This is a genomic window from Bacillus sp. 41-22 (genome assembly GCF_025809295.1).
GTDB lineage: Bacteria > Bacillota > Bacilli > Bacillales > Bacillaceae_G > Bacillus_A > Bacillus_A mycoides.
Window position 1 is genome coordinate 947,557 of the sequence record NZ_CP084035.1, and the last position, 22,217, is coordinate 969,773.

General features: G+C 33.2%; 14 protein-coding genes. All 14 read left to right on the forward strand.

Annotation, left to right across the window (positions count from 1 at the left end):
* Positions 1-24 precede the first annotated feature (24 nt).
* The 14 genes from LCF45_RS04785 to LCF45_RS04850 all read left to right on the forward strand — a co-directional run bounded on the left by LCF45_RS04785 (position 25) and on the right by LCF45_RS04850 (position 21,923).
* Complete coding sequence (locus LCF45_RS04785) at positions 25-2,040, forward strand: AAA family ATPase (protein ID WP_263894607.1); 2,016 nt, start codon at positions 25-27, stop codon at positions 2,038-2,040.
* A gap of 15 nt (positions 2,041-2,055) precedes the next feature.
* Positions 2,056-2,502 carry a hypothetical protein gene (locus LCF45_RS04790; RefSeq protein ID WP_263894608.1) on the forward strand — a complete coding sequence of 149 codons (447 nt, stop codon included), beginning with the start codon at positions 2,056-2,058 and terminating at the stop codon, positions 2,500-2,502.
* Positions 2,503-2,545: 43 nt separating this feature from the next.
* The gene (locus tag LCF45_RS04795) at positions 2,546-3,358 is read left to right on the forward strand and encodes a hypothetical protein (RefSeq protein ID WP_263894609.1); all 813 of its coding nucleotides are present in this window, start codon (positions 2,546-2,548) and stop codon (positions 3,356-3,358) included.
* 359 nt (positions 3,359-3,717) lie between these two features.
* Positions 3,718-6,252 carry an MrcB family domain-containing protein gene (locus LCF45_RS04800; RefSeq protein WP_263894610.1) on the forward strand — a complete coding sequence of 845 codons (2,535 nt, stop codon included), beginning with the start codon at positions 3,718-3,720 and terminating at the stop codon, positions 6,250-6,252.
* Positions 6,227-8,671, forward strand: coding sequence for a restriction endonuclease-like protein (locus tag LCF45_RS04805; RefSeq protein WP_263894883.1), 2,445 nt, complete (start codon positions 6,227-6,229; stop codon positions 8,669-8,671). The genes LCF45_RS04800 and LCF45_RS04805 overlap by 26 nt, the downstream gene beginning before the upstream one ends.
* A gap of 26 nt (positions 8,672-8,697) precedes the next feature.
* Positions 8,698-9,687 carry a PD-(D/E)XK nuclease family protein gene (locus LCF45_RS04810; protein ID WP_263894611.1) on the forward strand — a complete coding sequence of 330 codons (990 nt, stop codon included), beginning with the start codon at positions 8,698-8,700 and terminating at the stop codon, positions 9,685-9,687.
* A gap of 513 nt (positions 9,688-10,200) precedes the next feature.
* Entirely contained in the window at positions 10,201-10,782 is a 582-nt protein-coding gene (locus LCF45_RS04815; protein WP_263894612.1) for a restriction endonuclease subunit S domain-containing protein, read from the forward strand.
* 12 nt (positions 10,783-10,794) lie between these two features.
* Positions 10,795-12,324: a type I restriction-modification system subunit M gene (locus LCF45_RS04820; RefSeq protein ID WP_263894613.1), complete on the forward strand. Its 1,530-nt coding sequence runs from the start codon at positions 10,795-10,797 to the stop codon at positions 12,322-12,324.
* A gap of 8 nt (positions 12,325-12,332) precedes the next feature.
* On the forward strand, positions 12,333-13,685 hold the full coding sequence (locus LCF45_RS04825; protein ID WP_263894614.1) for a restriction endonuclease subunit S: 1,353 nt from the start codon (positions 12,333-12,335) through the stop codon (positions 13,683-13,685).
* 42 nt (positions 13,686-13,727) lie between these two features.
* Positions 13,728-16,835, forward strand: coding sequence for a type I restriction endonuclease subunit R (locus LCF45_RS04830; RefSeq protein WP_263894615.1), 3,108 nt, complete (start codon positions 13,728-13,730; stop codon positions 16,833-16,835).
* A gap of 13 nt (positions 16,836-16,848) precedes the next feature.
* A complete protein-coding gene (locus LCF45_RS04835) occupies positions 16,849-17,574 on the forward strand; it encodes a M48 family metallopeptidase (protein ID WP_263894616.1) in 726 nt (241 codons plus the stop codon).
* 410 nt (positions 17,575-17,984) lie between these two features.
* Positions 17,985-19,163, forward strand: a complete 1,179-nt coding sequence (locus LCF45_RS04840) for a hypothetical protein (protein WP_263894617.1) — start codon at positions 17,985-17,987, stop codon at positions 19,161-19,163.
* On the forward strand, positions 19,129-21,027 hold the full coding sequence (locus LCF45_RS04845; RefSeq protein ID WP_263894618.1) for a DEAD/DEAH box helicase: 1,899 nt from the start codon (positions 19,129-19,131) through the stop codon (positions 21,025-21,027). Before LCF45_RS04840 ends, LCF45_RS04845 begins: the two co-directional genes overlap by 35 nt.
* Positions 21,024-21,923 (forward strand): protein NO VEIN domain-containing protein, encoded by a 900-nt coding sequence (locus tag LCF45_RS04850; RefSeq protein ID WP_263894619.1) that lies wholly within the window; start codon positions 21,024-21,026, stop codon positions 21,921-21,923. The genes LCF45_RS04845 and LCF45_RS04850 overlap by 4 nt, the downstream gene beginning before the upstream one ends.
* Positions 21,924-22,217: the final 294 nt, after the last annotated feature.

Below are 22,217 nucleotides of genomic sequence, written 5' to 3' on the forward strand. Positions count from 1 at the left end.
TGTGACATACAGGAGGTGTAAAGCATGTTAATTCAAAAAATCACCTTTCATCATTTTAGACAGTTTTACGACACGCAAAGCATTACGTTTGCAGGAGTAAATAGTGAAGGGCTTGTTACAGTCATTTTAGGTGAAAATGGTCGCGGCAAAACAGGTATTTACCGTGGTCTTCTCTTCGGTTTATATGGAGATATGTATTTAGATCAAGATGCTGATGGAAAAGACGATATTGTTTTAACGAATACAAAAGCATTGCAAGAAGATTATGACGGTGAGAAAAAAGGTGTTACTTGTACAGTAACAATTGATTTTCTTCATAATCAAAATGAATTTTCTATTAGCCGTTCCATATTTGCGGTGCAAAATGATAAAGGTGAAAAAATTGAGCGATTACATGCTGCTGAGTTAAAAAATGTAACGAACGGAAGTGTCATTACAGATAAAGAAGAAATTCAGCAATTTGTAAATGAAATATTAGATGAGCGTGTGAAAAACTATTTCTTCTTTGACGGAGAACGTATCGAGCGCCTTACAAGAGCGTCAGAACAGCAACGTAAAGAAATCGCAAAAGGTATAAAAAATTTATTAAAAATTGATGACTTACTTAAATCACAAGAGGTATTACAAGCTCTTGATAAACAAGTGCTAAAAGAATTACAAAAACATTCTTCTGGTGATTATCAAAAGAAGTTAAAAGAAAAACTAGAAAATGATGAAGCGAAAGAAAAGGCTAAGCTAGAACTAGAAACAACTGGCGTACAATTAGATGAAGCTGAACAACGTTTGGAGCATTTAACTACGCAATTAGAGCAATTCCAGGAAGAAGCACAGAAAATTAAAGAATTAAAACAACAAGAAGAACTTCTTCAAACGAAGCAGATGGAACAGCGAGCTGCAATGCAACATTTAGTCGGTTTTAACAATACGCTATCTTTATTATTAGCGAAAGATATTCTTCATTCTGTTAAAACAAAGCTAGAGATCGTACTCGATTATCAAACAGAAAAAATGGATATCGGTTTAGAGTTTATTCAAAACTTACTGAGCGATTTAAAATGTATGTGTGGTACTGCTCTGCAAGAAGGATCTAAAGAGTACGAATCCATTATGAGACTAGAAAAAGTTGCAATTCGTAACGTTGGAAAGAAAGCTTTTTATGAACTGTTAACACACGTTATACAATTAATCGGTTTCCTTGAAGATAAAGAAAACGACTTAAAATATAAACTTGATGAAGTGAGTAAAAAAGAGTACGAATTAGAAACGATTCGCCAACAAGTTGAAAGCTTAAATAAACAACTGTCAGATACAGGTATTGAAGATTTAGCTACTTTAAATAAAGAGCGAAATGATGTACATAAACAACAAGTACAGTTAGATGTGCATATGAAACAATTACGTGAAAGCATAGAAGAGCTTGAACGTAAAGAAGAGCAATTAGAACTAGCTCTGCGCGATTTAAAAGTGAAAAGTGGCGTACACGCGAAACTTGCTAAAAAGCAAGAAGAAACAGGAAAAGCTGTAAAGGCAATTAATCAAATGATAAAAGAATTTGAAAAAATTATTATTGCCGACCTAGAAAAAGTAACAACAAATAATCTTCAGCAGCTACTAGATGATAGCGGGAATATGAATATTCAAGAAGTAAGAATTAAAAAAGATTATTCATTAGAAGTATTAAACAGCTACGGTCACTCTTTCCTAGCGAATATTTCACAAGGACAGCGACAAGTATTATCCTTAAGCTTTATTACCGCACTAGCGCAAGTTGCAGGAGGACATGCTTCCTTAGAAATGCCATTATTCATGGACACGCCGTTCGGTCGTTTATCTTCAAAACATGAACTGAACTTATTAAGCTTCTTACCAGAAGTATGTTCACAATGGATACTACTCGTAACAGATCGAGAATTTGGCGATCGCGAAAGAGCTATGTTCTTAGAAAAAGGATGCTGGGGCAAATATTACGAACTTCGCAGCGTCGAACCGAGCGTAACAAAAATTATCGAACATCCAATGTTCATCCCGCAACATTCATAAGGAGGAGGGAGTTATATGGAAGAAACAAAAACGTCATTACGTGTCAAAGTACGCAAAGAGTACTTACCATTCTTTAAAGACTTACGAACAAAACATATATTTGAACAACACAGCTCCTTCTTCACACTATGTGCATGTGTAGGAGAACGACTAGGCAAAATAGACGAATCCTACAAAGGAATCGAACTATGCCAAGCCTACACATTCACAACATACGAAAAAACAATTTTACAATCACTCATCTACAATAAAACAAAACAACTAACAGAAGAAAGAGAAATGTTCGCCGAAGCAGAAAAATATGCGGATGCTGGATTTCGTTTTCTAATTGAAGGACCGTTCTCAAGCGTTGCGATCAAACTAGAAGGTGGGGAGTATTCCTTGCATTCAGGTAGAGAGGAAGAGCTGGAGAAGTTGATGGCTGGGTATGTTTTGGAGTTGGTTGAGGGGGTTCCGTTTTAGGGGGAGAAACTGTATAAAGTAACTATTGAAAGAGGAGAGTCACATGAAAGAGTATCTTTCATATTTGCCATTAGTTATAGCTATAATTGCAGCTTCCTTGGGGTATGTTACTGGCCAAAGAAGTGGGAAGATCAATCGTTTTTTTCAGCAAGTTGATATTAATCTTAAAGAAGTATGTGGACCAATGTATTTTAGCCTAAAGCGAGTATTTGAAATTGAAGATGCGCAAAAGCGAGAGGAATATACGGACCAATTCTTTGAAGAATTTTCTACATTAAATCCAAATCTTTATAAGTTGGGGAATAAATTTATTATTGATTGGTTCATTGAAACTGAAAATCTTTATAACAAGTTCAAAAAGAGTAGGGAACTAGGAGACTGGGAAGAATACTGGAAACAATTATATGGTCTAAAAGTCATGTTAGGGTATGAATATGAAAAAAACTTTGATTCTTTATATGGTGAGTACCGTTGGTTTCAAAGAACTTTAACAGCAAATATTTTCGTTAGAATATGGCATGAGCTCATCTATATTTTATTTCAAGCAATCCAATTTGTTGTATTTGTTGCTATGCTTTTTGTATATCTTTCTATTTGGGATTATCTCTTTATAGGTCAATTCCCTAAAGGCATGATCTCAGTATCAATTTTAATTCTTATATGTACTATTATGCTCTATGGTCTTCTAATGATTATAGGAGCTAATATTAGTGGATTAAGAAAACAAAGAAATTCTTTTGCTAGAAAGTTAGGAAAGAGATACGCTCCAAATCTTATTGATTTTTGGGATAAAAAAGTTATACGTTCTAATAAAAATGTAGAAATTCCTGAAATGTATAAACAGCGAAAATATTAATATTAGTAGGTAAAAAAGATCAGGAAGCTATTATTTGAAACTTATAATGGTATAGGGGAAATGGTAGTATTTGTTGCTGGCGTTTGATAATATACGATTGATAGTTATGGATTATTGAATGCATGGATAGTAGTGAAAAATTATTTATAAAGATTTTAAAGAATGAAGAATTCAAAAACCTTATTATGGAAGATGTGAGAACCTCTTATTATGCCTGTAGTGTGCGTGGTAAGGGGTTCTTTTTTATTTTGGATAGATTCATTGAATAATCGATATCGTTTTAGTCATATGTTTTTTACTTGTTGATAGTTTGATAAAATAACAGTAATTGTAATTAATTGTAGTTACGGGGGATAAAGATGCTAGATAAAATAATGATTGAATTTATTAAAGTAAAACAGCGAATTACTCCTATCATTGATAGTAAATGTAATTGGATTGCGACGATAAAAAATAATGAAGTACATGTAGAAAGAGAAATTGGAATAGAAGAAGAGTTGGATCTAGAGTTTAGTGTGAATGAGGAAGAGATCCAACAATTTTGGCGAGATTTAATAAATGTTCAATTAGTTAATGTTAACGATTTTGTACGAGAAGAGGAACGGAATGCTTTTCTTATATCGCTATTTGCAGTATTACCTTTTGTAATGGTAACAACGATTAATGGAGAAAAGGCTATTACATTTGAAGAATTCCAAACCGATAACCTACCAAGCGAAAAATACGATAAAGTCATGCTCTTTTTAGAAGAGATAATGAATGGTACATATAATCCAAGTACTTTACGTGAACAAACAGATGAAAGTTTATATAGAGTGAAATCTAATGCGCGCCAGGATTTAAGGTTGTTGGGCTTTTTGAATGAATCCCATGAAATGAATAAGCTTCTACTAAGCGAATATGTTCAATCGAAGGATAAGAATGCTTACATTGCTCAGCTAGTTTTAAAACAAGAATATTTCCGACATGCTTTATTTGTTCTTGGATTGTTAGAGAAGTATTCAAAGGGTGAAAAGAAAGAAGCTCTAGTTGATTTTGGAATGACGATTGTCCGAAATTCATTAGGGGATAATTTGATGGTTGAATCAGTAGCGAAGCGGCGTACAGGGAACTTATTAGATTGGCTTGAGCAAGTAGGAATAATTAATGATGAATGGATTCCTGTTGAACAATATGTAAAAGATGATGGGGAAAAGGGCGGTAGTATGAACAGTAATTTGCGTGAAAAGTTTTTAACGGTTATGAATGAGTATTTACAGGCAAGAACAGAAAGATTTGCGGGTCATAAAATGGGATCAGTTGTTAGAAATGAAATGACAACCGAAATAACGAGATTACCATTTATTGATCATGGTCAGTACGTTGTCACAGGATCAGTTGGACAAGGAAATTGGGCTGCTGTTCCGTGGCTTGCGATCATGAATAAAGACATTACGAAATCTACGCAGAGTGGTTATTATATCGTTTATTTATTTAGTGAAGATATGGAGCGATTATATTTAACGATAGCACAAGGGGTAACTAAAACGGATAAAGATGAATTGGATAAAATTAAAGAAGAGATTCGCGAGCAAATACATATGTCCCAAAAGGTGAAAAAAGATGATGAGATTTCCCTAGGGACAAGCCCAAAAGCAAAAGGATATGCGAATTCGACAGCGGCTTATATTTCGTACGATTCTAATAAAATGCCAAGTGAAAATGAGTTAGTAGAGGATCTAGAAGAAATGCTTCGCTATTATGAGGGATTTATTGCTTATAAAGAGGAAGGAACGAAATATGAAATGGTTTATGAGAGGAAAGAAGTGTATTTAGATCAACAATCAATTATCGATCATGTGTCTTCTTATATTCAAAGTAAAGGTTTCTATTATGAGAAAAAGGATCTTATTAATTTCTTCCTTTCATTAAAGACGAAGCCGTTTGTAATTTTATCAGGTATTTCAGGTACAGGGAAGACGAAAATTGTTCAGTGGTTTGCGGAGAGTTTAGGGGCAACGGAAGAGAATGGACAATTTACGCTTATTCCGGTTCGACCTGATTGGAGTGATAGTTCTGATTTGCTTGGCTATGTGAATCTTCAAGGGGAGTTTCAAGAAAGACCGTTAATTAAAGTTCTTGAAAATGCAGATGCAAATCCAAATCGGCCGTATTTTGTAGTGTTGGACGAGATGAACTTAGCTCGAGTGGAGTACTACTTTAGTGATTTTTTAAGTGTAATTGAAAGTCGTAAATGGAAAGATGGAAAGATTGTTACATCACTAGTACTTCCAGAATCAATTACGAATAAGCATATTACGATTCCATCAAATGTATACATTATTGGAACTGTCAATATGGATGAAACGACACATCCGTTGAGTAAGAAAGTATTAGATCGTGCGAATACAATTGAGTTTAATACAGTTTACTTAGATTATTTTAATTTCTTAATGGATGTAGAAGAGAAGGAAGCTGAAATTGCTTCAAATCGCTCTTTAGAAACTGAGTATCTTCATCTGAAGGAATGTTTTAAAGAAAACGAATATCTAGTGAGAAATATATCGACCATTTTAATAGAAATAAATAAAATACTGGAATCAGTGGGTGCTCAAGTTGGATACCGTATACGAGATGAAATTTGTTTCTATATGGCATACAACGAACAAGGGAAGTTATTGTCATTCGATGAAGCACTTGATTATCAAATATATCAAAAGATTCTACCGCGTCTTGCAGGGAGTGACGGCAGAACAGAAGAGGTATTAAAGCAGTTGTATGTATTATGTGCAAATGAAGAATATGATAGTGGCAATAGTGACACTTCATATGCTAAGTATCCTCGTTCAGCTAACAAGTTGTCTCATATGTTAAGGAGGTTCGAGTATGATGGTTTCACCTCTTTCTGGATCTAATAATGAAATAGAGCTAGTTAAGATTGAAACAGAGGAGCTATCATTGACGATTAAAGGAAATCCTTATCATGAAAAATACGAGAGTTTAAAAGAATATCACGCTATGAACGCAGATGAAATGATGTATTTTCATGTAGATGGGAAGGCTGAATCCGTTTCTGTATTTGATGCGAGACTGCAAAGGTTAGATGAATGGAATGAACATCCGCCAATCTTTTTTGAGAATAGAAGTTATCAACTTGTTGTTGTTCCGAAAAATAACCAACAGCTTTCCTTTTATCATGAACATCCGGGCTTTCGAAAGCAAGTTAGTTCCATTCAAATGGGGTCACTTCATGTGTTAATGGGGAATCTTTCATTTCCAAATGAAGTAGGAAATACAACATTTGAAATTAAAGATAATCAAGATACTTTATTAACAGTTACATTTGAAGTTTTCCCATCAAAACTTGATTATAAGGATGATTACAGAGCTTTATTAGAAGAAGTAAATGATGAGATTTATAATTTAGCGTTTCATCTATTGAAAAGAACTTACTTAGGAGCGTCTGCAATTTACGCTACAAATCCATCGAAGAGTGAATTCTACCGTATTTTAAATGATTCCTTTGAGCGATTTATGAAGTCGATCTCTCATATTAAAAGACAACCGCATCATACGCTCATGACTAGGCATCAACTTGTACGAGGAGAAAAAATTCGTAAATTGGATTCTGTCGGAATGAACTATTTACGAAAGCGACCACACTTGTTGCAAGGTGAAAACGGTATACCAACTAAAGGTATTACAGCTTATAAGGAAGTGTCTTATGATACGCTGGAAAATCGATTTGTTAAATGGATGATTCAAAGAGTCGTACATAAAATAGATGATCTACTTAAGGCGCTAGAGCCAAAGTCTAGATATACACGTGGTGTAACTGATGAAGATTTACTAGAACGTGTGAAAAATATGAAGTATCGAATGAAAAATGAATTGAACGATCCATTTTGGAGAGAAATCGGAAAATTGGATCGCTCAGTCTGTTCACTCGTTATCCAAATGGCGGCAGGCTATAGAGATGCGTATCAAATCTTCCTAATGCTATCGCGAGGTTTAACATTACGGGGACAAATCTTTAAAATGTCGGTAAAAGATGTCGCAAGGTTATACGAATACTGGACATATTTAAAACTCGGACAAATTCTATCAAAAAAATATATACCGCTCCATCAAGATGTTATTCAAGTGAAACAAGATGGTTTATATGTAACGCTAGATGAAAGTAAAACTGCAAAAAGAACGTTCAAACATCCAGAAACAGACGAGGTAATAGAACTTTACTTCCAGAAAAGAAACAGTGGGTTACCAACAGTTACACAAAAGCCAGATACGATGCTCGCTATTGAGAAAAAGGGAAAGAACTATCAATATCAATACATTTTTGATGCGAAATATCGAATTGATTTTGCTGAAAGCTCTCATTATAAAAGGAAGTATGGCGCCCCTGGCCCGATGGAAGAAGACATTAACACAATGCATCGTTACAGAGATGCACTAGTAGTAGAACAAGAAGGACCATTTGAACGAACTGCTTACGGGGCGTACGTACTGTTCCCATGGAACCAAGAGGAAGCATATGAGAATCATCCATTTTATAAAAGTATAGAAAAAGTAAATATCGGTGGCTTCCCGTTCTTACCAAACGCAACAAGGCTAGTTGAACAATTTTTAGATCATCTCATTGAAAAGAGTCCAGAAGAAATTATAAGAGAAGGCATTCTTCCAAGAGGAACAAAAGAAGAATGGCACTCCTCACTAGAAGAAAAAGTATTAGTGGGCAGCGTGAAAACTGAAAGTGACTATGAAACATATAGGAAAGAAGGTTTATATCAGTTACCAGTCACACAGCTAAAACCAGGATGGCAAGAAGCGAAGTACATAGCATTATATGCACCGAAAAAATGGCACGGAGAAAAAGGCGGTATTCAATACGTGGCAAAAATCAAACACATTCAAATGCAACAGCACGATGAGTATGTACATTTCGAACTAGATCCATGGAAAAAACTAGACCACCTCATCCGCCCGGTAGGATATGGTATTCAAACATACACAATAACAACTATGTCGCTATTAAAAGAAGTACAAGAACTCCCAGAACTATTTATGAAATCAAAAGAAGAACGAACTCTTTGGAAAACGCTGCGTCGTTTTACGAAGCAAGTTAAGGTTGAGTTGGATCATCGTAATTTAGATGAGGCTTCTTCTGTTAAGAGTTATTATGTACAGGATGTTCAGATTTGGGTTGATTATGAGAATGGGGTTGTTATGGTAGGGAGAGATGGGGTGGTTAAAGAGGTGCCTTTGGAGTTGGTTATTGGTAGGGGATCGGTGTTGTTTAGGGAAGTTTTAGAAGTATTGAATGTTGGGGAATAGAGTTTAGATACAAAGGGGATTAAATAATGGATAAGAGACCGAATTTATTTTCACATGGAACAAGTGAGTTGTCGCAAGATGCTTTTATTTGTTGGCTAGCAGAGTGGGCAAACCCAATCTATAAAGAAACCGATGAATGTTTACATGAAGCCGGTATAGGTTTTATTAGAAGAATATATGACTTACATAAAAAGACCTTTCCAGCCGTTATTAAAGGAATTAAGATTACGAAACAATTTAAAGGTTTAGATATACTCATTGAAATTAATGGTAATCAGGCTATTTTAATTGAAGATAAAACGTATACAAAAGAGCATTCTAATCAACTGAAACGTTATTATGAAGATATGATAAAATTTAAAAAATATGAAGAAAATGACCTGTTGCCTATCTATTATAAAATAGGGAATCAAAGTGATTATTCAACAGTAATTGACGCAAAATATATGTTATTTACAAGAAAACATATGCTTGAATTTTTACAAGAGAATATAGATAGAGGAGTTCAAGATCAAATATTTTTAGATTACTATTTGTATTTAAGAGAAATAGATCAAAAATATGATTCATATAATATACTTCCGTTAAGCGAGTGGAAAGGTGAAGCTTGGGAAGGATTTTATGAGGAGTTAAAGCAACGCGGGATCAAAGGTCAATATGGATATGTAGCTAATCCGAATGGTGGGTTCTATGCGTTATGGTGGAGTGAACAAGAAGATAATAATTGTAAGCAGTATTTGCAGTTAGAAGAAGGACGTTTATGTTTTAAAATACATGTTGCCGATAAGGATAGAAGAAAAGACCTTAGGGATAAGTGGAGTAAAGCGCTAATCGAACGAAGTCATAATTATTCTTTCAATGTAGAGAAACCTAGATTTGGTAATGGGAAGTATATGACTGTTGCTGTGGTGAGGGATTATAGAGTGGAGGGTGAAGAAGGGATAATTAATATTTCTGGAACGATGGAAGTTTTAGGTGAAGTGGAGAATTTTTTGAAAATGATGGATATTCAGTAGTTGATGTAATTGTAAAATAGATTAGACAAATATTCGTTGGATAAAGTGTATTGTTACACAAAAAGAGCATATAGGGTATATGCTCTTTTTTGTTAGTAAATAATTTTAATTTGTTAATATAGAACTTTTAAAGAAATAATATTTGAACGGATATTGAATGGCAACGTCAGCTGATGGAAGAGTTAATGGAAATTATACAAATATGAATACACTTGATAGTGATTGGAAAAATAAAACTAGACTAGAATAATAGGCCACTGTCTTGTTAAATTTCTAGTCGAAGAAATGAGATTTGTTAGTTTATAAATATATTGAAAATGATAAAATATACATCAAAAAAGACCTGGATTCTACAGAACAAGTGATAAAAAATAAAAATGTCATCCTTTAGTTTTTACGTATTAATAGGAAAGTATTTATAAATAATGAGAAATAGACATCCGAAAAGCAATGTTATATACTGTATTTGACAATGATTAAGTGGTTGATTTTCTCGTGATAGGAGGTGTAATAGTGCAACTTGGTGATATTGCAAAGATAAAGACAGGACTTGTATTAAGCAGAAAAAAGGCTGAAGTTAATTATAATGCAAAGGAAAAATATAAGCTCATTACTCTAAAAAATATTACGGATAATGGGCTAATCGACAATGATATATACGAAGAGTTTGTCAGTAATGATGAATTAGACAATCACTATTTTACAAAAGAAGGAGACGTATTAATGCGGTTAAGTCATCCGCATACGGTGGTTTTTATTGATAAACAACATAGTGGGCTGTTAATTCCATCATATTTCGCCATTATTAAAGTAGATCAGACAAAGTTTCTTCCAGAGTACCTTGCGTGGTATTTAAACTCGGTTATAGTGAAAAAAGAGTTAGAGCGCTCTCAGTCAGGCAGTCGTATTCCAAGTACTAATCAAAATGTAATTAAAACACTCCCTGTTGCCAGGGTATCTATATCAAAACAGAACGTATTAATAGAATTAAACAGGCTTCATCAAAAAGAAAAAAGACTTTATATGGAGTTAATACAAGAAAAAGAGTTACTGTTTCAAGGGATTTCTCAGCAAATATTGAACGGTTCAAATTAGGAGGAAATAGGAATGGTTGAACAAACAACACAAGATAAAATTAATAGTGTATTGTGGCAAGCAGCTGATACGTTTAGGGGGAAGGTCGATTCATCTACGTACAAAGATTATATTTTAACTATGCTGTTCATCAAGTATTTAAGTGATACTTATAAAGAGCATTTAGAAGAATATACAAAAAAATATAATGGGGATGCAAGACGTATTGAGCGTGCCTTATCACGAGAACGATTTGTACTGGATGAACAATCTACATTTGATTATTTATATAGCAAAAGAAACGATCCTGAAATTGGCGAGATTATTAATAAAGCATTGGAACATATTGAAAACGAAAATTCAGGGAAGCTTCGAGATGTTTTTCGCAATATTGACTTTAACAGTGAAGCGATTCTTGGGAGAGCGAGTGAAAGAAATGCGATGCTTCGCTCATTATTAGAAGATTTTAATAAACTATCGCTTAAACCGTCGCAGATAGGGAATGAAGATATTGTAGGAAATGCATATCAATATATGATTGGACTTTTTGCTTCCGATGCAGGAAAAAAGGGAGGAGAGTTCTACACACCAGCAGAGGTTTCGGAATTATTAGCACGTTTGGTAAAACCTCAAGAAAACGACCGTATTTATGATCCAACATGTGGTTCGGGTTCTTTATTAATTAAGGTTGCACAACAGGTTTCAAGTAGCAAAGTAGCAATCTATGGCCAGGAACGAAATGGTGCTACGCATTCATTAGCTCTTATGAATATGTATCTGCATGGGATAGATGATGCAAAGATTGAATGGGGAGATACATTAGCAAATCCCTTACATCTGGAGGATGGAAGGTTGATGAAATTTCAAGCAATTGTTGCTAATCCCCCATTTTCTTTAGATAAGTGGGCAATGGGGTTTGCAGGAGAAGGAACAAACGATAAGAAATTTAAAATGGAAGCAAGTCTGGATTCGTTCCGCAGATTTGAATGGGGGGTACCACCAAGTTCAAAGGGAGACTATGCCTTTGTACAACATATGTTATATTCACTCGCTGAAAACGGCCGTATGGCCACAATTCTTCCACATGGTGTATTGTTCCGAGGGGCAAGTGAAGGGAAAATCCGCCAACAAATTATTGAAATGAATTTATTAGATACGATTATTGGTTTACCAGAAGGATTATTCTTTGGTACAGGAATCCCTGCGTGTATCATGTTTTTTAAAAAAGATCGAAATCGAAAAGATATTCTATTCATTGATGCTTCTGGTGAAAGAAATTATGAAAAAGGGAAAAATCAGAACAAATTAAGAGAACAAGATATTGAAACAATTGTTCAAACGTTTGAGAAGAGAGAAACAGTAGATAAATACTCTTACGTCGCGACATTAGATGAAGTTAAAGAGAATGATTACAATTTAAATATTCCTCGCTATGTTGATACATTTGAAGAAGAAGAGTTAGTGGACATGGATTTAGTAAAAGAAAATATAAACAATATTAAGTATGAACTTCAAGAAGTGGAAGCAGAGATGGAAAAGTATTTGAAAGAATTGGGACTGTAGGTGGAAAAATGATAATAAATGCAATAAAGAGATCCGATTCAAATAGTTCTATCCCAAGTGATTGGGAATATTCAACAGTTGAGGAGCTTATAGAAAAAGATAAAAGAGCTATTAAAATTGGTCCTTTTGGAAGTAGCCTAAAAAAAGAGTATTTAACAAAAAATGGATATAAAGTGTATGGTCAGGAAAATATTATTGAAGGGAATTTTCAAATCGGTGACAGATTTGTAGATGAGGAAAGATTTGAATTACTAAAGAGTAGTGAGATAAAACCTGGTGATATTGTAATGAGTATGATGGGCACTATTGGAAAGTCAATGATTGTTCCACAGGATATTCAAAGGGGAATTATGGATTCTCATTTACTAAGAATCAGATTGAATGAAAATGTCATTAATAAAGAATTATTTATCCATCAATTTAAAGACTATTTTCCAACGATAAAGCAAATTCAACAACAATCTGTTGGAGGAATAATGAGTGGGTTAAGCTCCAGTATTGTCAAGAAGATTAAACTAGCTGTTCCACCACTAAAAGAACAACAAAAAATTGTTTCTATCCTTTCTACATGGGACAAGGCAATTGAACTAGAAGAAAAGCTAATTGAGCAGAAAAAAGAGCAAAGAAAAGGCTTAATACAAAAGTTGTTATGGGGACATGTTCGGTGGAATGATATCGAAAGGGGGTATTCTGATCAGGAATTAAATGAAAGAGATAGCTTGATTATTCAGGGGATACCACCTGAAGGGTATCAGAAAGTTAAAAGGTTTATTATCCCTAAGGATTGGGAATTTCTAAAAATCGGAGAAATAGCTCAGCAAGTATCTAATGTAAATAAGGATAATAACAAATATATAGTTCTTTCATGTACAAAGTATGACGGTTTAGTAGATTCTTTAAAATATTTTGGGAAACAAGTTTTTAGTTCGGATTTATCAAAATATAAAGTAGTTTCGAAAAATGAATTTGCATATGCAACTAATCATATTGAAGAAGGATCAATAGGGTTGCAAAGGAGCTATGATTTTGGATTAGTGAGTCCTATGTATACAGTATTTAAGTCTAAAAGTAATATTAATAATGAGTTTCTATTTGCTTTATTGAAGACCGAAAACTATAGAAGGATTTATGAAACAATGATGTCAGCTTCAGTAGATAGAAGAGGGAGCTTGAGATGGAATGCTTTTTCTAAAATTCAAGTACCTGTACCATCAATGAAAGAGCAAGAAAAAATTATGTCCATATTACTAACGTCTATTAAAGAAATAAAATATTTAGAAAAAAAGCTTGAGGATTTAAATTTACAAAAAAAAGGTCTTATGCAATTACTTTTAACAGGGAAAATTCGAGTAAAGATGTAATGTCTTTACTCTTTCTCTATGTTTTTAACAGGAGGTGTGGGAATGGCAAGGGAAAAGAGTTATGACGAGCGATATATTAGTCAAATTCCTGCGATTGAAGTGCTGCAAAAATTAGGTTATCAATACCTTTCATCAGAAGAAGCGGAACGAGTACGTGGGAATTTATATAATGTGTTGCTTAGAGATGTTTTGGAAGAAAAATTGAGATTATTTAATTTCTATGAGTACAAAGGGAAAGTTTATAAATTTAGTGACTCCAATATTCAACAAGCCATTCGTGATTTGGATGAACCACTGACAAATGGAGTAATAAAAACGAATGAATCTATTTATGAAACGTTAATGAAGGGAAGAACTTATTCTGAGTTTTTACCAGATGGTTCTAAAAAGTCATTTACAATTCAGTTTATTGATTGGAATAATATTAAAAATAACGTATTTCATGTAGTGGAAGAATTTGATGTGGAGCGAATGGATGGTCGTGGAACAGTTAGACCTGACATTGTACTTTTTATAAATGGAATTCCTTTTGTTGTGATCGAGTGTAAAAAAGCCTCTATCTCAATGGAGCAAGGAATTAGTCAAATGATTCGTAACCAAGGAAAAGATTACGCTCCACAATTGTTTAAGTTTATTCAGATTGTTATGTCTACAAATAAAAACGAAACAAAGTATGCGACTTGTAATACTCCGAAAAAATTTTGGTCTGTTTGGAAGGAGGAAAAAAAAGATTGGTTAGAGTCTTGGTTAGATAAAGCAATTGAGGGCAGATTGCCAACCATGCAAGATAAGAACATCGTTTCATTGTTCCATCCGGAGCGTCTATTAGAGTTTATGAAATTTTTTATATTATTTGATAAAGATGTAAAAAAAGTGGCTCGTTATCAACAATATTTTGCGATAAAAGAAATCATTAAAACGATTCAAGAAAAAGATGAAAATAGAAATCGCCAAAGTGGTGTTATTTGGCATACACAAGGATCGGGAAAATCACTTACAATGGTGATGTTAACAAAATACATACTCTCTGAGTTTTTTGAATATAATCCGAAAGTGGTTGTAGTCACAGACCGAATTGAGTTAGACAAACAAATTCATAAGACCTTTCGTCATACAAGGTTAAAAGCAATGCGAGCAACAACTGGAAGCCATTTGGTAGAACTAATCAATGATAGCAACACTGATATTGTGACATCATTAGTGCATAAATTCGATACGGCATCTACAAAACAAACCTCTGTTGAATCTAGGGACATTTTTATTTTAGTTGATGAATCGCACAGAACCCAATATGGAGAGCTTCATATAAAAATGAAAAAGGTTTTCCCTAATGCATGTTACTTAGGATTTACAGGAACGCCATTAATGAAAAAAGAAAAGAGTACGATGATTAAATTTGGAAAACTGATACACACTTATACGATTGCAGATGGTGTTCGAGATAAGGCAATTGTTCCTCTTTTATATGAAGGGAAAATGGTCGATCAATCTGTTAATCGGCGTGCGATTGATAACAGGTTAAAGATGATCACTCGCAATCTAAATGAGAAGCAAAAAGAAGAAGTGAAGAAAAAGTGGAGTCAATTTGAACGAATTGCATCTTCTAATCAGAGAATTAGTATGATTGCTTTTGATATTAATGAGCATTTTTTTAAGAATTATAAGACGCAAGGAAGCAATTTTAAAGCTATGTTAGCTACTAATAGTAAAATAGAAGCAATTCGTTATCTAGAATCGTTTGAGGAACTTGATGATTTGAATTGTGCAGTTGTCATCTCTCCTCCTGACCAGCGTGAGGGACATGAAGTAGTTGATGGAGAGTCGAAAGATAAGATACAACGTTTTTGGAAAAGAATGATGGAGCGTTATGGAACACCGGAGGAGTATGAAGATGCAATCAAAGATGAATTTATTAATGGTGATGAAATTGACTTATTAATTGTCGTTGATAAGTTACTTACAGGTTTTGATGCTCCAAGGGCTACTGTTTTTTATGTAGATAAGCCAATGAAAGAACACACCCTTCTTCAAGCGATTGCAAGGGTAAACCGCTTATATGAGGGGAAGGATTATGGTTTTATTGTTGATTACAGAGGTTTACTAGATAAACTTGATCAAGCAATGCAAATGTACTCAGGTGCAGGATTAGAAAACTTTGATCCAAAAGATTTAGAAGGTGCCATACATGATGTGATTAGTGTTATTGGTTCATTAAGACAATACCATTCTGACTTACTTCAAATTTTTACCTTTATTAAAAACAAACAAGATGTTGAAGAATACGAGGTGTGGTTAGAAGATGAAGAGCGTCGAGAAGGATTTTATGGTGTTTTAAGTAACTTTGGTAAAAATCTTGGTATTACCCTAGAATCAGAAAAAGTTTATAATGCTTTACCACCAGAGGAACTTCAGAAATACAAAAAGGATTTGAAGTTTTTTCAGGAGTTACGTAAAAGTGTAAAGCTTCGTTATTCAGATACAATTGATCATAAAGAATATGAAGCAAAAATGCAGAAATTAATGGATAATTATATTTCTGCAGAAGAGATTATCCGTATTACAAATCCCGTTGATATTCTAAATGAAAAGGCATTTGAAGAAGAATTGGAACGTTTAGATTCAAAAAGAGCGAAAGCAGACGCTATTCGTACTCGCTTAACGAAGAGTGTTAGTGCAAAATGGGATGAAAACCCTGCTTTTTATAAAAAGTTTTCTGAACGTATACAAGAAGCAATTCAGGAATATAAAGATAAACGAATTTCGGAAGCTGAGTATTTGAACAAAATGAAGAACATCATGAAAGATTACCGTAAAGGTGAATCAACGGCTGATTATCCAGAAGTTATAAAAGAAAATCGAAATGCTCAAGCATTTTATGGTGTGACAAAAGATATTATAAGTGAAGTAACTGAAACATCCTCAAGTTATGGGGTAGATCCTCTTGGAGATTTAGCTATAAAAATGGATCAAGTGATTAAAGAACACCAGAAAGTAGATTGGCATAATAATATTGAAATTCACAATCGTATTGCTCAGGACTTGGATGACCTTCTTTTCGATTTTGCAGAGGAACACAATTTAGAAATGGATTATGATACAGTTGATAAAATCATTGAGCAAATTAAAACGGTCGCATTAAGACGTTATTAAGGTTGTGAACAACATGGAAAGACATCAAATGCAGTACGCTAACAAAATAATTGAATTTACTATTCGGCGAAAAAATGTAAAAAATGTAAATCTTAATATTAAACCTGATATGTCTATAGAGGTTTCTGCGCATGATAGAGTCCCGCTGAATTTTATATATGATTTTGTAAAAAGCAAAGGTTCTTGGATTTTAAGGAATATAAAGAGTTTTGAAAATGTACAAACTTATAAACAAAGTGAACGAGAATATATAAGCGGAGAATCTTTTAAGTACCTTGGAAAACAATATCGCTTACGTGTTCAACCGGTTGAAGAAAAAGAGACGGTTAAATATTTTCGCGGCTTTATCTATATTTTTGTTAAAGATACAAACAATCTTAATAGAAAAGAAAAACTTATGAATCAATGGTATCGTCAAAAGGCTCGTAAAATATTTTATGAATCTCTTAACAAGATGTTTCCGTTTGTGCAGAAATACGGTGTTAAGAAGCCATTTATGGAACTTCGTACTATGAAAGCACGTTGGGGTTCAGCTTTAATTGATAAGAATACGATATTATTAAATTCTGAACTTATCAAGGCACCTAAATATTGTATTGATTACGTTATTTTACATGAGTTAATCCATTTTAAATATAATGACCATAGTGAAAATTTCTATCAAATGCTTTACGCATTGATGCCGGATTGGAAAAAAAGGAAAGAGATACTGGATGAAGAAATTGTTAGGGAGTTATAAATACAAGTTTTAAATAAGGTCAGGTGAAAAGAGTTTTTTCACCTGGCTTTTTTTGTTTTTTATCACTTTAAATTCTGAACACTATTCCAATTCGTGTAATTCAGTTTTAAATATCATAAAGTATGTTAATTTAAAATAAATATATATTAATAAAAAGGTAATTTGATGTAAAATAACCTATTTGATTATTAATAAAAGTATTTTCTATAACAATATCACTTTATGATACTAAACCATCAAAAAATATTCGAGATTTCTCCTCCAGAGTAGAAATTTTTGAAAGATATAAAAAAGCATTTGACTCGGAAGTGTAAATGTCATATACTCTATTTAACAAAACAAAGTCAAATATAGTATTTGACAAAATGGGTTTAAAAGGTATTTACTATATTGTAAGGTGGCGATGAAAAATGGTATCAAAAATTCTTAGTTATGAACGGATGGATCAGATTGCGCGGTATATTGATGAGAATCCAACTGCTTTAGTTGGAACGGAGCGTCATCGGATTTTAAATGAAATCGTTGAGATGCCGGTATATGAGTTACCGGTGAATAGATTATATTTCAATGAAAATAATGGTCGTATTTTCACAGAAAAACTGGCTGTTGAAAAACAGCTTGGTTTTAAACTGGACAGCAAAAATCCAAAGCATGAAAAACATTTTATTGAAATGCTACTTCCTGATGAGGGGGCTACCACTGATTTAAAAAATGATCTGAAAATTAAGGGACAGCTTAATGCAGGATTGATTATGCCGGACGGAAAAATAATTAATGCGAATAGGCGTCGTGCAATTAAAATGATTTTAAACCAAAGGACTATTAGGGTATCAATATTGCCATCAACTTTAAGTCCAAAGGAATTATATGATATTGAATTTGGCTTACAGATAGCAGATGACCTTAAAAAGGAATATAAAGGAATTGACCGTTTATTTATGATTGAGCAGGGAATTAAGGTCGGCAAAACCGAAAAAGAAATGAAGGATGAGCATGGTGTTACTCCTGCTGAAATACGAGATTCTTTGTTGATTATTGAAAAAATTAATTTGTTTCTTGAATATTGCGGGAGAGAAGGTGAGTATAGTCTTGTTTCCAATATGCTTGAACACTTTAAGGATTTTGTTAAGGAATTAAAGAAGATTGAAAAAGTAGATGGCGATACTTTTGAAGCTGAACAAGTGTTTTTTAAATTAATGGAAATGAATTTAGACAAAAAGAATAATGTCGTTGCACACAGAGATATACGTGATACTCTTTACTATGCTAGTTTTGATGCAAAGGTAAATGAAGCTTTAACAAGAAATATTGATAATGGTGAAGTATCAGAAACAGATTTACTTCTGGATCTATCTATAGCAAAAGAATTAGCTAAAGCTCGTAAAGATAATGATAGTATTTTAAAAACTATAAACAAGCTGATTGGCCAAATTAAAGGTGTAAATGTGCAACAATCGTTTTTTGATTTTGAAGATAACGGACATGGAAAAATACTTCAAGGTTTAGAGAAGTTAGTAGATACCACAAATAAGTTTGTTGTGGAGGTGCAGGACGTTGCAGAAGAACGTTTTAACGATAAATCTGAATAAAGACTTGATATTTCTGGATGCTAATCAGTATCCAGAAATATCAAAAGGTCTATTTGTTAGTATGTTCAAGAGTGCTGGATTTAAGCTTGATAGAAAAACGGGTGTTTATACAGGGGATTTTAATTTTATTAAAAAGCCGAGTTTAATAAAGCTTAGAGATAGATTGAACCAAAGGGGATACGAAGTTTGTGACGTTGATGGTGTTTTTACTTGTGCTGAGAATGCTACTAAATCCATTGAAGATGATAAGAAGCGTATCGATATAGGAAGGGAAATAAAGAAAAATCCTACAATTACACAAATTAAAATTCCGTATTTTACTCGACAATTAAAGGATTTCCAAGAAAATGTAGTAAAGCATACAATAGCTGTAAAACATGGTGCTAATTTTTCATGTCCTGGTTCAGGTAAAACAACGATGATATATGCTACGTATGCTCATTGGAAGTATGTGGAGAAAGAAGTAGACAAAATCTTAGTTGTTTGTCCTATTAATGCATTCGAAGCTTGGGAAACAGAATATAAGGGCTGTTTTGGGGTTACGCCATATGTTTTTCGCTTAAATGGCTCTAATAGACATAACGGTTATAGACAGTCTGAAGGAATAGAGCTATTTACGATAAATCATTCAACATTAAGTAATGACGTTGATAAAGTAATAGGACTGCTTAAGCGTCATAAATTTATGGTTGTATTAGATGAAAGTCATTATGTAAAGAACTTTTCAGAGGAAGCGACTTGGGCATCTTCGGTATTGAAAATATCAGAGTACGCGAAGATTCGTATGATATCTTCCGGGACACCTGCTCCAAATAATGAAAAAGACTTTTGGAGTCAATTCACTTTTTTATTAGGGGGAGAACATATCTTAGGAAATAGAAAACGATATTCTGAAGAATTACATAATGATGGTAGCAAAAGGGAAATGATGGCTATTATTAATGCACTAAGCCATCGAGTAACAAAAGATGATTTAGGACTACCACCCTTTTCAATTCAAACAATAAAAGTTGAAATGTCGCCTATTCAAAAGAAAATCTATGATATGGTGACTGGTGATATAAGTGAAGAAATTCTTGCTATGAGTAATACAGATTCACAACTGTATTTATCTTGGCGAAAAGCGAAAATGACAAGGTTAAGACAAATCTCATCAAACCCATCATTGCTCAGAGGAAGTTTAGTGGAATTAAGTTATAAAGATATGTCAAATTCTGATAATTTTTTAACCGATTTAATTCAAAACTACAATGAAAATGAAATGTCTGGAAAAATTAAGAAAACCGTTGAGATAACACTCGATACATTACGAAAGAGGAGAAGGGTTCTAATTTGGACCGAGTTTGTTGATAACATTATTTATCTTGAAAAGTTTTTTTCTAGCTATGGAATTAAAACGTTCAAGGTATATGGTGAAATTCCCAAAGAATCTACGGACGATGTAGGGGATGAAATGACACGTGAAGGGCAAATAGCAGCATTTAAAGAAACAGAAGCTAGCGTTTTAATTGCTAATCCACAAACTATGGCTGAAGCTGTTTCATTGCATCAAGAATGTCACGTTGCTATTTATTTGGATAGGAGTTTTAATTGTGCACATTGGATGCAATCTAAAGATCGTATTCATCGTGTAGGGCTTCCGGAAAATATTAGGACAGAATACTATATTATTGAAAATCAAGATTCGATTGATGAGGTAATCGATGAAAGATTGAATATAAAAGAGGAAATAATGAATCAAATATTAAGTAACGATGTTCCTGTTGCAACTGGTGAATTTAACGGGAAAGATTTTGGTGAGGATGATGACTTTAATGCGGTATTAAAGCACATTACCAAAATTAAAGGTGTGGGAATAATATGAGGTTATTTAAGGAAATTAATTGGGGATTAAATGAAATAAGGAGGTACAATTCTAAATATGGCCTGCACATTAGTAGGCTATATTTAGAAAAAATTTTAGGAGATAGTGTGGTTAGTAGTGATAATGATATTGTGTTAAATATGCTAGATTATGGTTTTATTACTGTAGAAAATGAAGGAATTAGGTTAACCGAATTCGGAGATGAAATGATGAGTGATGCAACGGATAGATATGAATTATCCGTTGCGCAAAAGAAATTTGCTGCCAAAATTTATATTGATAAAAATATGTCAATAGCAAGAAATTGGTTTGCACTTTTTTCACTTGGTACCCTTTATTTTAAAAGAGAGGTGATTAATTTATCTCTACAACAATTTACAGAAGATATGATTGAACTAGCCGTTGCCAGTCAAGAAAAAGATTTAGTTTATTTAAATAAAGAATACACTAGTCTTCTAAAAAACTTCATTAACAAAGGGATGACGGAAGAAGAGCTTTTCAAAGTATTAGAGAAGAATAAGCAATTAGGTGATAAAGCTGAAAAGATAGCATTAGAATTTGAAAAAAATAGATTAACAATGATAGGACGCCCTGATCTAGCAAAAAAGGTTAAATTGATTGCAAAGTCAGATGTAACTGCAGGATATGATATTAAATCGTTTCAGGAAGTTAATTCGGAAGTTGATGATGCTTTTATTGAAGTGAAATCATTCACTCATAACCACTTTTATCTTAGTGAAAATGAATTAAAGACTTCCGAAATACTTAAAGAAGATTATTATTTGTACCTCGTAAATTCCAATACGGGTGATATTCGTATTGTGAACAATCCATTTGATAATTTGGAAGGTATAGCTAAGGAATCGAAACCGGTTTGTATTAAATATACTTTTTAATTTGATAAAGAGTATCAAATTAAAAGAACTACATAGCAGTTTCTTGAAAAAGTATAACTTATAATTCTTGAAGCTATTCAAAAGGCATGAGTGATTAAATGTACTGTAAGTTACTAGTGCTTTTATTGGATGAGCAGGCTATAGATTAGAGTTACATAAAGGTGTAAGTGAATCGTGGAATATTTTGTTTTTTTAATATACTTAATTATTTGTGATATAAAGATTTGTCCAATTATATTAAGCAGAAAAAAATAAAAGTGTCCATGCAATATACGAGTGGCTGTAAAATGACTG

What these genes read in the sequence shown, in the direction of transcription:
- LCF45_RS04785 (WP_263894607.1), top strand. Translation starts at nt 25, where the DNA reads ATGTTAATTCAAAAAATCACCTTTCATCATTTTAGACAGTTTTACGAC.
- LCF45_RS04790 (WP_263894608.1), top strand. Translation starts at nt 2,056, where the DNA reads ATGGAAGAAACAAAAACGTCATTACGTGTCAAAGTACGCAAAGAGTAC.
- LCF45_RS04795 (WP_263894609.1), top strand. Translation starts at nt 2,546, where the DNA reads ATGAAAGAGTATCTTTCATATTTGCCATTAGTTATAGCTATAATTGCA.
- LCF45_RS04800 (WP_263894610.1), top strand. Translation starts at nt 3,718, where the DNA reads ATGCTAGATAAAATAATGATTGAATTTATTAAAGTAAAACAGCGAATT.
- LCF45_RS04805 (WP_263894883.1), top strand. Translation starts at nt 6,227, where the DNA reads ATGGTTTCACCTCTTTCTGGATCTAATAATGAAATAGAGCTAGTTAAG.
- LCF45_RS04810 (WP_263894611.1), top strand. Translation starts at nt 8,698, where the DNA reads ATGGATAAGAGACCGAATTTATTTTCACATGGAACAAGTGAGTTGTCG.
- LCF45_RS04820 (WP_263894613.1), top strand. Translation starts at nt 10,795, where the DNA reads ATGGTTGAACAAACAACACAAGATAAAATTAATAGTGTATTGTGGCAA.
- LCF45_RS04825 (WP_263894614.1), top strand. Translation starts at nt 12,333, where the DNA reads ATGATAATAAATGCAATAAAGAGATCCGATTCAAATAGTTCTATCCCA.
- LCF45_RS04830 (WP_263894615.1), top strand. Translation starts at nt 13,728, where the DNA reads ATGGCAAGGGAAAAGAGTTATGACGAGCGATATATTAGTCAAATTCCT.
- LCF45_RS04835 (WP_263894616.1), top strand. Translation starts at nt 16,849, where the DNA reads ATGGAAAGACATCAAATGCAGTACGCTAACAAAATAATTGAATTTACT.
- LCF45_RS04840 (WP_263894617.1), top strand. Translation starts at nt 17,985, where the DNA reads ATGGTATCAAAAATTCTTAGTTATGAACGGATGGATCAGATTGCGCGG.
- LCF45_RS04850 (WP_263894619.1), top strand. Translation starts at nt 21,024, where the DNA reads ATGAGGTTATTTAAGGAAATTAATTGGGGATTAAATGAAATAAGGAGG.